Here is a 14,086-nt window from a genome sequence, read left to right on the forward strand (position 1 = left end):
GGCGGACAAGTTCACCGAGGCCGGCGTCCCGATCGTCGGCGACGACATCAAGTCGCAGGTCGGCGCGACCATCACGCACCGCGTGATGGCCAAGCTGTTCGAAGACCGCGGTGTCCGCCTCGAGCGCACGATGCAGCTCAACGTCGGCGGCAACATGGACTTCAAGAACATGCTGGAGCGCGAGCGCCTCGAGTCCAAGAAGATCTCGAAGACGCAGGCCGTCACCTCGCAGATCCCGGACCGCGAGCTGGGCGAGAAGAACGTCCACATCGGCCCCTCGGACTACGTGGCCTGGCTGGACGACCGCAAGTGGGCGTACGTCCGCCTCGAGGGCCGTGCCTTCGGCGACGTCCCGCTGAACCTGGAGTACAAGCTCGAGGTGTGGGACTCCCCGAACTCCGCGGGTGTCATCATCGACGCCCTGCGTGCCGCGAAGATCGCAAAGGACCGCGGCATCGGCGGCCCGATCCTCTCCGCCTCCTCGTACTTCATGAAGTCCCCGCCGGTTCAGTACTTCGACGACGAGGCCCTGGCCAACGTCGAGAAGTTCATCAAGGGTGAGGTCGAGCGCTAAAGCGCCGCTCGCTTGTCGATCGAGGGTCCCCGAGGCACTGCCCGGGGGCCCTCGTCGTATGTGAGTCTTGCTGCCATGTCCGTCGTACGTGATCTGCGCGTACTCCTGCGCCTGCGGAACTTCCGCCGCCTGCTCACCGTCCGGCTGCTCTCCCAGTGCGCCGACGGCACCTATCAGGTGGCCCTGGCCACGTACGTCGTCTTCTCCCCGGAGAAACAGACCTCGCCCAGCGCGATCGCCTCCGCCATGGCGGTGCTCCTGCTCCCGTACTCGCTCGTCGGGCCCTTCGCCGGAGTGCTCCTCGACCGCTGGCAGCGCCGCCAGGTCTTCCTGTACGGCAACCTCCTGCGCGCCCTGCTGGCCTGCGGAACCGCCCTCCTCGTCCTCGCCTCCGTACCGGACTGGCTCTTCTACGCCTCCGCCCTCTCCGTCACCGCCGTCAACCGGTTCGTCCTGGCAGGACTCTCGGCCTCCCTCCCCCGTGTCGTCGACGAGGAACGGCTCGTGATGGCGAACTCGCTCTCGCCCACCGCGGGCACCCTCGCCGCGACCGTCGGCGGCGGCCTCGCGTTCGGTGTCCGGCTCCTCGCCGACGGCTCCGACGCGGTCGTCGTGGCCTTCGGTGCCGCCCTCTACCTCTGTGCCGCCCTCGCCTCTCTGCGGATGTCCCGGGAACTCCTCGGCCCCGACGCCGTCCCCGTGCCCCGACCCCTCACCTCGGCCCTGAAGTCGACGGCCCGCGGCCTGGTCGCGGGGATGCGGCACCTCGCCGAACGACGCCCCGCCGCCCGGGCGCTCACCGCGGTGGCCCTCATGCGCTTCTGTTACGGCGCCCTGCTCGTCACCGTGCTCATGCTCTGCCGCTACGCCTGGAGCTCCACGGACTCCGACGGCCTCACTCTCCTCGGTCTCGCCGTCGCCGCGTCCGGGGCCGGCTTCTTCACGGCCGCCGTCCTCTCACCCTGGGCGGTCGGGCGGTTCGGGCCCTTCGGATGGATGACCGTGTGCACGGCTGCGGCCGCCGTCCTCGTGCCGGTCCTCGGGCTGACCTTCACCCCGACCCCCTTCCTCGTCGCCGCCTTCGTCCTCGGGCTCATCACCCAAGGGGCCAAGATCGCGACGGACACGGTGGTCCAGACGGCCGTGGACGACCTCTATCGAGGCAGGGTCTTCTCCCTCTACGACGTGCTGTTCAACGTCGCTTTCGTGGGCGCGGCAGGGGTGGCGGCGCTGATGCTGCCACCCGACGGCCGGTCACCCCTGCTGGTCGTGCTGGTGGCCGTGATCTACGCGGCGATCGCCCTGGCCCTGCGCCGGCAAAGCCGGAAGGGGTGGTGTTTCACGTGAAACACCACCCCTTCAGAGCGTCGACCGGGTCCGTGTTTCACGTGAAACATCGTCCCGTGCGGGCGCCGTACCGACTCAGTCGCGCGCTGCCCACCATTCCTTGAGCGCGGCGACTGCCTGGTCGTGCTCCATCGGCCCGTTCTCCAGCCGGAGTTCCAGCAGGAACTTGTAAGCCTGGCCGATGGCCGGCCCCGGCCCGATGCCCAGGATCTCCTGGATCTGGTTGCCGTCGAGATCGGGGCGGATCGCGTCCAGCTCCTCCTGCTCCTGGAGCTGGGCGATGCGCTCCTCGAGACCGTCGTAGGCGCGGGAGAGCGCGCCCGCCTTGCGCTTGTTCCGCGTGGTGCAGTCCGAGCGGGTCAGCTTGTGCAGTCGCGAGAGCAGCGGCCCGGCGTCACGGACGTAGCGCCGCACGGCCGAGTCGGTCCACTCACCGGTCCCGTAACCGTGGAAGCGGAGGTGCAGCTCCACGAGGCGCGAGACGTCCTTGATCATCTCGTTGGAGTACTTGAGCGCGGTCATGCGCTTCTTGGTCATCTTCGCGCCGACCACCTCGTGGTGGTGGAAGGAGACCCGCCCGTCCTTCTCGAAGCGGCGCGTGCGCGGCTTGCCGATGTCATGGAGCAGGGCGGCGAGGCGCAGCACCAGGTCGGGCCCGTCCTCCTCCAGGTCGATCGCCTGGTCGAGCACGGTCAGCGAGTGCTCGTAGACGTCCTTGTGCCGGTGGTGCTCATCGCTCTCCAGACGCAGCGACGGCAGCTCGGGCAGCACGTGCTCGGCGAGACCCGTGTCCACGAGGAGCCCGAGGCCCTTCCGGGGGTGCGCCGAGAGCAGCAGCTTGTTGAGTTCCTCACGGACGCGCTCGGCGGAGACGATCTCGATCCGACCCGCCATCTCCTTCATGGCCGCCACGACCTCGGGAGCGACCTCGAAGTCCAGCTGCGCGGCGAACCGTGCGGCCCGCATCATGCGCAGGGGGTCGTCGGAGAAGGACTCCTCCGGCGTACCCGGCGTGCGCAGAACCCGGGCGGACAGGTCCTCAAGACCGCCGTACGGGTCGATGAACTCCTTCTCGGGGAGGGCCACGGCCATGGCGTTGACCGTGAAGTCACGCCGGACGAGGTCCTCGTCGATGGAGTCGCCGTAGGAGACCTCGGGCTTCCGGGAGGTCCGGTCGTACGCCTCCGAGCGGTACGTGGTGACCTCGATCTGGAAGCGCTGGACAGTGTCTCCGACGCGGGCGTCCTTCTGGCAGCCGACGGTCCCGAAGGCGATGCCGACCTCCCACACCGCGTCGGCCCACGGTCGGACGATCTTCAGTACGTCCTCGGGGCGGGCGTCGGTGGTGAAGTCCAGGTCGTTGCCGAGCCGGCCGAGCAACGCGTCCCGCACCGAGCCGCCGACCAGCGCGAGGCTGAACCCGGCCTCCTGGAAACGGCGGGCGAGGTCGTCGGCGGCAGGGGACACACGCAGCAGTTCACTGACCGCGCGGCGTTGCACCTGGCTCAGTGCAGTCGGGGTGTCTTCGTTGGCGTTCGGCACAACAGAAAAGGGTACGTGCCCCGGCTCACCGCGATGCCCCCGTTTTCCGCCGGGCGGGGGCGCCCGGCGGCTTCTCCCCGCCGGACGGGGGCGCGCGGTGGTGCCGATGGCGATCGGTCGAAGATCGGCTGGAGCACTCCCCGGCACTTGCCCCCGGCGTGCCTCGTTACCATGCCTGGACACAGCAACCGGGAACCACCGACACCACTGGCACCAGAGACAACGACGAGGACGGGCGAACGCGTGGCCGAGGCGGCAGAAATCCAGGGAACCGGTCCCTCACCTGCCCGCCGATGGCTGCGGCGCACGATCACCGTCGCCTTCGGGGCGCCGCTCCTCGCCGGCCTGCTTCAGGCCCCGGTCGTCGCCGCTCCGACGGCCGCCGAGGACGGCACCGGCTCCAGGACCGTCGATGTGTCACTCGACACGCTGGCCCCGAGCGCTCCCGTCGCGGGCGACACCGTCACCGTCACCGGCACGGTGACCAACCGGGGCAAGAAGACCGTCACCGACGCGACCGTGAACCTGCGGGTCGGACCGAGGATGACGAGCCGCAGCGAGATCGATCAGGTCACGGGGCGCACCGGCTTCCGGAGCGACAGCGACCCCGCTCCTCTCGAGGACGCTCCCACCGTCAAGATCCCCCGGCTGGGAGCCGGCCTCAGCACCGACTTCTCGCTGTCCGTCCCCGTCTCCGAGCTCGGACTCGACGAGGAGGGCGTCTACCAGCTGGGCGTCTCCCTCACCGGCCAGACCTCGGACCGGCAGTACGACCGGGTGCTCGGCATCGAGCGGACCTTCCTGCCGTACCAGCCGGAGGCCACCGAGAAGAAGACCCAGGTCGCCTACCTCTGGCCGCTGATCGCCTCGGCGCACGTCTCGGCACAGACGGCCACGGACGACCAGCAGACCCCGGTCTTCGAGGACGACGACCTGGCGGCCGAGCTGAGCCCGGGCGGGCGCCTGGACCAGCTGGTCTCGCTGGGCAAGAACCTGCCGGTCACCTGGGTGGTCGACCCGGACCTGCTGGCCTCCGTCGACGCCATGGCGAACGGCTACCGCGTCAAGGACGGTGACCTGGCCGCCCCCGGCAGGAACCAGGCCCTCGCCGAGCGGTGGCTGGACGCGCTGGAGAAGGCGGTCCAGGGGCACAAGGTCGTCGCCCTGCCCTTCGCGGACCCCGACCTGGCCTCGCTGGCCCACCGGGGCAAGGACGTCCCCGGCTCCCTCGGACACCTCCAGTCGGCGACCGCCCTGGCGGGCATGACGGTCGAGACCGTCCTCCACGTTCAGGCGTCCACCGACTTCGCCTGGCCCGCCGACGGAGCCGTGGACCCCTCCATCGCGGCGGTCGCGACCTCGGCCGGCGCCGACAAGGTGATCGCCCGCAGCGACAGCGTCCGCGACGACCTCCCCTACACGCCCACGGCCGCCCGCCCCCTCGGCAACGGCAGCACCACGGCCGTGGTGAGCGACGCGCTCCTGTCCACCGCCTTCGACGGCGACATGGTCCGCGCGGAGAGCTCCACGCTCGCGGTCCAGGAGTTCCTCGCCCAGTCCCTGGCGATCACCCTGGAGCAGCCGGAGGACCAGCGCAGCATCGTGGTCGCCCCGCAGCGGATGCCCAGCGTCGCCCAGGCGCAGGCCATGGCGACCGCCCTGGAGGGCCTCTCCGGCCGGCGCTGGACCCAGCCGACCGACCTCCTCGCGGCCGCCGCGGCCAAGCCGGACCCGGATGCCTCCACCACGGTGCCGAGCGGCTCCCGCTACCCGAAGGAGCTGCGTGACCGGGAGCTTCCGGTCCAGGCCTTCCGTGACATGAAGACCACCCGGGACGAGCTGGACGACTTCAAGGTCATCCTGACCCAGCCGGAACGCGTCGTGACCCCGTTCGGCAACGCGATCAACCGCGAGATGTCGACCTCCTGGCGGGGCGAGGCCCGGGCGGCCGCGATCTACCGGAACAACGTCCTGGACTACCTGCAGACCCTCACCAAGGGCGTCCAGCTCGTCGACAAGTCGGACCTCACGCTCTCCGGCCGCAGCGCGACGATCCCCGTGACCGTCCAGAACAAGCTGCTCCAGGGCGTGGACAACCTGCATCTGCGCCTCACCTCCGCCAACAAGAACCGGCTGGAGCTGAACGGCGACAGGTACGCCGAGCTCCCGGTGAAGATCGGCGGCGGGCACAGCCAGTCGGTGAAGTTCACCGCCTCGGCGAACGTCAACGGCCAGGTGCCGATGACGGCCCAGCTCTACACCGAGGACGGCACCCCGTACGGGCAGCCGATGGACTTCACCGTGAGGGTCTCCGAGATCACTCCCACGGTGATGCTCGTGATCGCCGGCGGTGTCCTCCTCCTCGTTCTCGCCGGCGTGCGCATGTACAGCCAGCGCAAGCGGGTGGCCGCCCGGAACGCCGAGGCCGAGGCCGCCGAGGCCGCCGAGCACGGCACCGCTTCGGAGCCCGGTCGGGACGAACCCGGCGAGGAGGAGTCCCCCGGGGACGAACCCGTGCAGCCGAGTGACCCGACACCGGACACCGGACCCGAAAGCGGCGACCCGTCGGGCCCGGGTGAGAAAGTGGACCGTTGAGCGATGTCGTGGCCGGTCGGCCGGGGACGATGAGGTGGGGTAACCATGAACGCGCCGTACGACGGTGACCGCGGCCAGGGCCCGGGCGGCCCGGCGCCGTCCGGTGGGACGCCCGCCGTGCCTCCCGGTGCCGGCCACCCGCCGGTGCCGCCCCCGCAGCAGGGCGCCCCTGCCCCGCAGGGACAGGACCCCTATGCCCAGCACCCCCAGGGCCAGGACCCCTACGCGCAGAACCCGTATGCCCAGGACCCCTACGTCCAGGACGCCTACGCCCACGACCCGTACCGGGCCCAGGACATGTCCGCGCAGGACCCGGTGGCCGAGGCGCTCTACGACCGCGCCTCGCACCCGCCGCCCCCGCCCGGCACCTACCAGGACCCGCACGCGCTCTACCAGCAGCCCGCCGCGCCGCAGCACGCCCCCGACCCCCGGGTGTGGGCGCAGACCCCGGCGCCCGAGCCGGACGGCCCCTCGCGCCACCTGCCGTACGGCGACGACGCGCGCACGGTCCAGTTCACCGGCGTCGACGACCTGGTGACCCGGGCCGGCGAGGAGACGCCCGAGCCGGACGCGTTCGCGCACCTCTACCGGGACCAGCAGGCGTCCGGCCAGGTGCCCCCGCCCACCCCGGAGCCGGACCCGCTGCCCGCGCCCGCCCCCAAGAAGTCCGGCCGTGCCTCCGGACTGCTGAAGTCGAGCGCGGTGATGGCGGCCGGCACCCTGGTCTCCCGGCTGACCGGCTTCGTCCGCAGCCTGGTGATCACCGGCGCGCTCGGCGCGGCCCTGCTCGGTGACACCTTCACCATCGCCTACACCCTGCCGACGATGATCTACATCCTCACCGTCGGCGGTGGCCTCAACTCGGTCTTCGTCCCCCAGCTCGTCCGCTCGATGAAGAACGACGAGGACGGCGGCGAGGCCTACGCCAACCGTCTGCTGACCCTGGTCATGGTGGCGCTCGGCCTCATCGTGGCCCTGGCCGTCTTCGCGGCGCCGCTGCTGATCCGGCTGATGTCGAACACCATCGCCGACGACGCCGCGGCCAACAGCGTGGCGGTGACCTTCGCCCGCTACTGCCTGCCCACGATCTTCTTCATGGGCGTGCACGTGGTGATGGGCCAGATCCTCAACGCCCGCGGCAAGTTCGGCGCGATGATGTGGACCCCGGTCCTCAACAACATCGTCATGATCGTCACCTTCGGCCTGTTCATCTGGGTCTACGGCACCTCCGCCGAGTCCCACATGGGCGTGGAGACCATTCCGGACGAGGGCATCCGCCTGCTCGGCGTCGGCACCCTGCTCGGTCTCGTCGTCCAGGCCCTGGCGATGATCCCGTACCTGCGCGAGACGGGCTTCCGCTTCCGTCCCCGCTTCGACTGGAAGGGCCACGGGCTCGGCAAGACGGTCAAGCTGGCCAAGTGGACCGTCCTCTTCGTCCTCGCCAACCAGGCGGGCGTCCTGGTCGTCACCCAGCTCGCCACCGCCGCCGGTGAGGAGTCCGGGAAGAACGGTGCCGGCTTCCTCGCCTACTCCAACGCCCAGCTGATCTGGGGCATGCCGCAGGCCATCATCACGGTCTCCGTCATGGCCGCGCTGCTGCCTCGGATCTCCCGTGCCGCCCACGACGACGACCCCGGCGCCGTCCGGGACGACATCTCGCAGGGCCTGCGGAACTCGGCCGTCGCGATCGTCCCGGTCTCCTTCGCCTTCCTGGCGCTCGGCGTCCCGATGTGCACCCTGCTCTACGCCTCCAGCGGCGTCGAGGCCGCCCAGGGCATGGGCTTCATCCTGATGGCCTTCGGCCTCGGCCTGATCCCCTACTCCGTCCAGTACGTCGTGCTCCGCGGCTTCTACGCCTACGAGGACACCCGGACGCCCTTCTACAACACGGTGATCGTCGCCGCCGTCAACGCGGCGGCCTCGGCGATCTGCTACGTCGTCCTGCCCGCCCAGTGGGCGGTCGTCGGCATGGCCGCCTCGTACGGGCTCGCCTACGCCGTCGGCGTCGGCATCGCGTGGCGCCGGCTCAGCAAGCGCCTGGGCGGCGACCTGGACGGCACCCACGTGATGCGGACCTACGCACGGCTCTGCATGGCCTCGGTGCCCGCCGCGATCGTCTCCGGCGCCGTCGGTTTCGGTCTGCTGAAGCTGCTCGGCGAGGGCGCCCTGGGTTCGCTCGCCGCCCTCGTGGTCGGCGGGGCGGTGCTCCTCGGCGTCTTCTTCGTCGCGGCGAAGCGCATGCGGATCGCGGAGCTCAACAGCATGGTCGGCATGGTCCGCGGACGTCTGGGACGCTGAACCGGCGATCCCGCACAACCATCGGCGGGAACCGCGTGTCGTGCATAGCGTCCGACTGTGGGCACAATTGGCTTGGCTGTTGGATGTGGCGCAATGGATGGGGAGGCAGGAACGACGGTGGCGGAACGTAGCACGGCTGCCGTCGACGTGGCCGACAACAGCGGTGACGACCCGCTGACCGCCAAGGCGGACACGGCCGCGACCGACGGGGTGGCGGAAGACCAGAAGACGGCGGAGAAGACCGCCGAGGCCACGGAGAACAAGGCGGTCGAACGACAGAGCGGCGAACAGCCTTCCATCACGGCACCCGAACTGCACAGCGGCCACAAACTGGCCAGACGCTACCGGCTGGAGGAGTGCGTCACCCGTCTGGACGGGTTCAGCAGCTGGCGTGCCGTCGACGAGAAACTGCGCCGCGCGGTCGGGGTCCACCTGCTGCCGGCCGACCACCCCAGGGCCCGGTCGGTCCTGGCCGCGGCCCGCTCCTCGGCCCTCCTCGGCGACCCCCGGTTCGTCCAGGTCCTCGACGCCGTCGAGGAGAACGACCTCGTCTACGTCGTGCACGAGTGGCTGCCCGACTCCACCGAGCTGACCGCGCTGCTCGCGGCCGGCCCCCTGGAGCCCCACGACGCGTATCAGCTCGTCAGCCAGGTCTCCCAGGCCATGGCCGCCGCCCACCGCGAGGGCCTCGCCCACCTCCGGCTCACGCCGAGCGCCGTGCTGCGCAGCTCCACCGGCCAGTACCGGATCCGGGGCCTGGCCGTGAACGCCGCCCTGCGCGGCATCACCGCCGAGCGTCCGCAGCGCACGGACACCGAGGCCATCGGTGCCCTGCTGTACGCCGCGCTCACCCAGCGCTGGCCGTACGAGAGCGACGCCTACGGCCTCTCCGGACTTCCCAAGGGCGTCGGCCTGCTCCCGCCGGACCAGGTCCGTGCCGGCGTCCACCGGGGCCTCTCCGAGATCGCCATGCGCGCGCTCGCCAACGACGGGGCCACGGCCTCACGTCAGGAGCCGCCCTGCACCACTCCGGACGAACTGGCCAAGGCCGTGGCGGCGATGCCCCGCGTCAAGCCGCCGGAGCCGGAGTTCCCGCTTCCCGCGCCGCCCGAGTACCAGCGCACCACGTATCAACAGGGCACGTACGGGCGTCCCCAGCCCCGCCCCCAGGCCACACAGCCGGTCGTCGTCCCGCCGCCCCCGTTGCAGAGCCGCACCGGCAAGGCGCTGAAGTGGGCCGTCTCGGCGCTGCTCATCGCCGCGCTGGGCCTCGGCAGCTGGCAGATCGCGGACCGGCTGCTCGGCCAGGACAAGCCCACCGAGACGCCGATAGTGCAGCCCTCGGTCGACGAGAAGCCCGCGCCCTCCAAGCCGATCGCCATCTCGTCCGCCCAGGACTTCGACCCGCCCCCCGGGGGCAACGGCGAGGAGTACCCGGAATCCGTGACGAACGCGTTCGACGGTGATCCGGGCACCTTCTGGCACACCAAGAACTACACCACCGCGCACTTCGGCAATCTGAAGAGCGGCGTCGGCATAGTGCTGGACCTGGGCTCGGCCCAGAAGGTCGGTTCGGTCGACCTGTCGTTCGTCGGGCGCACCTCGGTGGAGGTCCGCACGGCACCTGAGGACGCCTCCTCGCCGCCGTCCACGGCCGAAGGGTTCACCACCCAGGCGTCCGGAGCCGACAGCGAGGTGAAGCTGAAGCTCACCAAGCCGGTCAAGACCCGCTACGTTCTGGTCTGGCTGACGGAGCTGCCCCTCACCGACGGCGAGTTCCGCGGCCAGCTGACCGAAGTCAAGGTCATGAGCTGACGACCACAGGGGAGGGGGCTCACCGTTGGACCGACCGATAGACGACGCCACGGACGACCAGGAACTCCTGGGACGCCATGTCGCCGGGGACCCGGACGCCTTCGGTGAGCTCGTGCGGCGGCACCGGGACCGGCTGTGGGCGGTGGCCTTGCGGACCCTGGGGGACCGCGAGGAGGCCGCCGACGCCGTCCAGGACGCTCTGCTCTCCGCCTTTCGGGCCGCCCACACCTTCCGTGGCCAGTCGGCGGTCACGACCTGGCTCCACCGCATCACGGTGAACGCCTGCCTCGACCGGGCGCGCAAGACCGCTTCCCGCAGGACCTCGCCCGTCGACGACACCGACCGCTTCGAACAGCTCCTCGACCCCCACGAGTCGGCCGAGGCACCCGTGGAGCGCCAGGACCTCCACCGCCAGCTGCTCTCCGCGCTCGACGCGATCCCCGAGGACCAGCGGGCCGCCCTCGTCCTGGTCGACATGCAGGGATACCCCGTCGCCGAAGCGGCCCGTATCCTCGGCGTTCCCACCGGGACCGTGAAGAGCCGCTGCGCACGCGGACGGGCACGCCTCCTTCCGATGGTCACTCATCTGCGCGCCGACACCGTGGGTAACGAGGCCACCGAAGGGGGAAGGAACCGGACGCCGGGGACATCCGTCCCACCGGTGTCGGGGCCGACGGATACCGGACCGACAGATCCAGCTGCTGTGAAGGGCGGAGGTGGGCGCACGTGACTTCCACGGCCGGCAGGGCCGACACCACACAGCACCCGGACGTCTCGGAGATCTCCGATCTGACCGAGGGGCTGCTCTCGCCGACCCGTTCGGCGGCCGTACGACGGCATGTGGACGGCTGTCCCCTCTGCGCCGACGTGCGGTCCTCCCTGGAGGAGATCCGGGGCCTTCTCGGAACCCTGCCGGGGCCGCCCCGCATGCCCGCCGAGATCGCCGGGCGGATCGATGCCGCCCTGGCCGCCGAAGCCCTCCTCAGCGCCACCACCCCGGAGCGCGACACCCCCGTTTCACGTGAAACATCGCCCTCCTCGGCCGAGACCGCTCCCCCCGCACCGCCCGCCCCGGTCGCGGACCGCCCCGCCGGACGCCCTCGGGCCGGCACCGGCCCCGGACGCCCCGGGAGGCCCCGCCGGCGCCGGATCGCGCTGCTCTCCACGATCGGCGCCGCCTTCGGAGCCGTGGTGCTCGGAACGAGCCTGTACCTCAGCCAGGCGGGCAACATGAGCGCCAGTGGTTCGGCTGACACCAAGAAGGCCGACACACTCGCGAGCGCACCCCTCAGTCCCTTCTCCGGTGCGCCCGTCGAGGACCGCGTCCACGCCCTCCTCACCGAGAACCGCGCACCCAAGACCCCCCAGGGGGTCGGGCCCGAATCCATGTCCGCCGAGGCCGAGGGCGACACGTCCCAGCGCAACAAGGACAACGCCGTTCCCGGCTGTGTCCTGGCAGGTGCCGGCCGCGGCGACGGCGTACTCGGCTACGAGCGCGGCGAGTACCAGGGAACACCCGCCTACCTGCTCGTCCTGACGGATCCGGCGGACAGCACAAGGGTCCAGGCCTACGTGCTCGACGCCTCCTGCGCCGAACGGCCCACGGAGAGCGGAAGCCCGGCCGCCGACCTCCTCTTCAGCAGCACGTACCCTCGCTCCTGACCTCTCTCTCCGCCCGGCCGCGGTGCCGCGCGGCGGTCTCGGGAATGCACGCCCCTTAGGATCCGTTGGGTGGGGTGAGAGCGACCGAGACAACCGCCCCCGTAGGCAGTGGCAGTCTGCAGAGACGAGGAAGAAACCCGTGAGCGACGTCCGTAACGTGATCATCATCGGCTCCGGTCCCGCGGGTTACACCGCTGCGCTCTACACGGCCCGAGCGTCGCTGAAGCCCCTGGTCTTCGAAGGTGCCGTCACCGCCGGTGGCGCCCTCATGAACACCACCGAGGTCGAGAACTTCCCCGGTTTCCGTGACGGGATCATGGGTCCGGACCTGATGGACAACATGCGGGCCCAGGCCGAGCGCTTCGGCGCCGAGCTGGTTCCGGACGACGTCATCGCCGTGGACCTGACGGGTGACATCAAGACCGTCACCGACACCGCCGGCACCGTGCACCGCGCGAAGGCCGTGATCGTCACCACCGGTTCCCAGCACCGCAAGCTCGGCCTCCCCAACGAGGACGTGCTCTCCGGCCGCGGTGTCTCCTGGTGCGCCACCTGCGACGGGTTCTTCTTCAAGGACCAGGACATCGCCGTCGTCGGCGGCGGCGACACCGCGATCGAGGAGGCCACCTTCCTCTCGCGCTTCGCCAAGTCCGTCACGATCGTCCACCGCCGGGACACCCTGCGTGCCTCCAAGGCCATGCAGGAGCGCGCCTTCGCCGACCCGAAGATCTCGTTCGCCTGGGACAGCGAGGTCACCGAGATCCACGGTGAGCAGAAGCTCAGCGGTCTGACCCTGCGCGACACGAAGACCGGCGAGACCCGCGAGCTCCCCGTCACCGGCCTCTTCATCGCCGTCGGCCACGACCCGCGGACCGAGCTCTTCAAGGGCCAGCTGGACCTGGACGAGGAGGGCTACCTGAAGGTCGCCGCCCCGTCGACGCGCACGAACCTCACGGGTGTCTTCGGCGCCGGTGACGTCGTCGACCACACCTACCGTCAGGCCATCACGGCCGCCGGCACCGGCTGCTCCGCCGCACTCGACGCCGAGCGTTTCCTGGCCGCCCTCGCCGACAGCGAGAAGCTGGCCGAGACCCCCGCGGTCTGACCCCTTCTCTCTCCCCATCCACACCCCGCGAAATAAGGAGGCTGCCGTGGCCGGCGCCCTGAAGAACGTGACCGACGCAGACTTCGACGAGGTCGTCCTCAAGAGCGACAAGCCCGTCCTGGTGGACTTCTGGGCTGCCTGGTGCGGCCCGTGCCGTCAGATCGCCCCGTCGCTGGAGGCCATCGCCGCCGAGCACGGCGACCAGATCGAGGTCGTGAAGCTCAACATCGACGAGAACCCGGCCACGGCTGCCAAGTACGGCGTCATGTCCATCCCGACGCTCAACGTCTACCAGGGTGGCGAGGTCGCGAAGACCATCGTCGGCGCCAAGCCGAAGGCCGCCATCCTGCGCGACCTGGCGGACTTCGTCGAGCCCACCAAGGCCTGATGCTCCGTCGCTGTTTCACGTGAAACGGCCCGCCCCCGACAGGGGGCGGGCCGTTCTCGTCTTCTGAAGCTAGAGGGGCCGCAGGGCGGGCTCCTTCTGCACGGCGCCGAGGAGACGGTCCAGGGCCATCTCGACGTCCTCCTTCCAGGAGAGCGTCGTCCTGAGCTCCAGCCTCAGCCGAGGGAAGGCATGGTGCGGCCGGACGGTCTTGAAGCCCACCGCGAGAAGATGGTCGGCCGGCAGCACACAGGCAGGCTCCTTCCACCGGGCGTCTCCGAACGCCTCGATCGCCTTGAAGCCCCGCCTCATCACGTCCTTGGCCACGGTCTGCACCATCACCCGCCCCAGGCCCTGTCCCTGATAGCCCGGCATGATCCAAGCCGTCATCAGCTGGACGGCGTCCGCCGCCACGGGACTCGTCGGAAAGGCCGTCGAGCGCGGCACGTAGGCTGGGGGAGCGTAGAGGACGTAACCGACCGGCACCTCGTCGACGTAGACCACCCGGCCACAGGAACCCCACTCCAGGAGAACGCCCGAGATCCAGGCCTCCTTCTCCAGCTCCGGGCGCCCCGCCTTCACCGCCGCCTCACCGCTGACCGGGTCGAGCTCCCAGAAGACACAGGAGCGACACCGCTTGGGGAGATCCGGAAGGTTGTCCAGGGTGAGCGGTACGAGCCGACGCCCCACGGCTGCTCCTCGTTTCCCTTGCCATCGAGCACGGATACGCCTCTTGGAATCGTATCGATCGGACGATCGGGGC

General features: G+C 70.5%; 10 protein-coding genes and 1 pseudogene. 9 read left to right on the forward strand and 2 right to left on the reverse strand.

All coding sequences use genetic code 11. The features are described 5' to 3' along the window. Positions 1–574 (forward strand): annotated as a pseudogene (locus K7G60_RS18240) (inositol-3-phosphate synthase); the annotation flags it as partial. Between the two features lie 75 nt (positions 575–649). Then, the gene (locus K7G60_RS18245) at positions 650–1,921 is read left to right on the forward strand and encodes an MFS transporter (protein ID WP_225801987.1); all 1,272 of its coding nucleotides are present in this window, start codon (positions 650–652) and stop codon (positions 1,919–1,921) included. Between the two features lie 75 nt (positions 1,922–1,996). Here the strand turns inward: K7G60_RS18245 and K7G60_RS18250 are convergent, their stop codons facing one another. After that, a complete protein-coding gene (locus K7G60_RS18250; RefSeq protein ID WP_225801988.1) occupies positions 1,997–3,463 on the reverse strand; it encodes a CCA tRNA nucleotidyltransferase in 1,467 nt (488 codons plus the stop codon). 243 nt (positions 3,464–3,706) lie between these two features. On the opposite strand from K7G60_RS18250, the gene K7G60_RS18255 reads away from it, so the two are divergent. The 7 genes from K7G60_RS18255 to trxA all read left to right on the forward strand — a co-directional run bounded on the left by K7G60_RS18255 (position 3,707) and on the right by trxA (position 13,326). Beyond that, on the forward strand, positions 3,707–6,058 hold the full coding sequence (locus K7G60_RS18255) for a DUF6049 family protein (protein WP_225801989.1): 2,352 nt from the start codon (positions 3,707–3,709) through the stop codon (positions 6,056–6,058). 45 nt (positions 6,059–6,103) lie between these two features. After that, positions 6,104–8,356, forward strand: coding sequence for a murein biosynthesis integral membrane protein MurJ (murJ, locus tag K7G60_RS18260; protein WP_225801990.1), 2,253 nt, complete (start codon positions 6,104–6,106; stop codon positions 8,354–8,356). Between the two features lie 117 nt (positions 8,357–8,473). Next, complete coding sequence (locus tag K7G60_RS18265; protein ID WP_225801991.1) at positions 8,474–10,171, forward strand: protein kinase family protein; 1,698 nt, start codon at positions 8,474–8,476, stop codon at positions 10,169–10,171. 25 nt (positions 10,172–10,196) lie between these two features. Beyond that, positions 10,197–10,901 (forward strand): RNA polymerase sigma factor SigM, encoded by a 705-nt coding sequence (gene sigM / locus K7G60_RS18270; protein ID WP_263986049.1) that lies wholly within the window; start codon positions 10,197–10,199, stop codon positions 10,899–10,901. Then, on the forward strand, positions 10,898–11,833 hold the full coding sequence (locus K7G60_RS18275; RefSeq protein WP_225801992.1) for a hypothetical protein: 936 nt from the start codon (positions 10,898–10,900) through the stop codon (positions 11,831–11,833). Before sigM ends, K7G60_RS18275 begins: the two co-directional genes overlap by 4 nt. Before the next feature lie 139 nt (positions 11,834–11,972). Continuing rightward, entirely contained in the window at positions 11,973–12,938 is a 966-nt protein-coding gene (gene trxB / locus K7G60_RS18280) for a thioredoxin-disulfide reductase (RefSeq protein ID WP_225801993.1), read from the forward strand. 46 nt (positions 12,939–12,984) lie between these two features. Next, positions 12,985–13,326 (forward strand): thioredoxin, encoded by a 342-nt coding sequence (gene trxA / locus K7G60_RS18285; protein ID WP_225801994.1) that lies wholly within the window; start codon positions 12,985–12,987, stop codon positions 13,324–13,326. A gap of 69 nt (positions 13,327–13,395) precedes the next feature. Here the strand turns inward: trxA and K7G60_RS18290 are convergent, their stop codons facing one another. Next, complete coding sequence (locus tag K7G60_RS18290; RefSeq protein ID WP_225801995.1) at positions 13,396–14,013, reverse strand: GNAT family N-acetyltransferase; 618 nt, start codon at positions 14,011–14,013, stop codon at positions 13,396–13,398. Positions 14,014–14,086 lie beyond the last annotated feature (73 nt).

This window comes from Streptomyces sp. NK15101 (assembly GCF_020400725.1).
Taxonomy (GTDB): Bacteria; Actinomycetota; Actinomycetes; order Streptomycetales; family Streptomycetaceae; genus Streptomyces.

Bases quoted from the DNA above. Each gene is read 5' to 3' on its own strand.
- K7G60_RS18245 (WP_225801987.1), top strand. From the start codon at position 650: ATGTCCGTCGTACGTGATCTGCGCGTACTCCTGCGCCTGCGGAACTTC.
- murJ (WP_225801990.1), top strand. From the start codon at position 6,104: ATGAACGCGCCGTACGACGGTGACCGCGGCCAGGGCCCGGGCGGCCCG.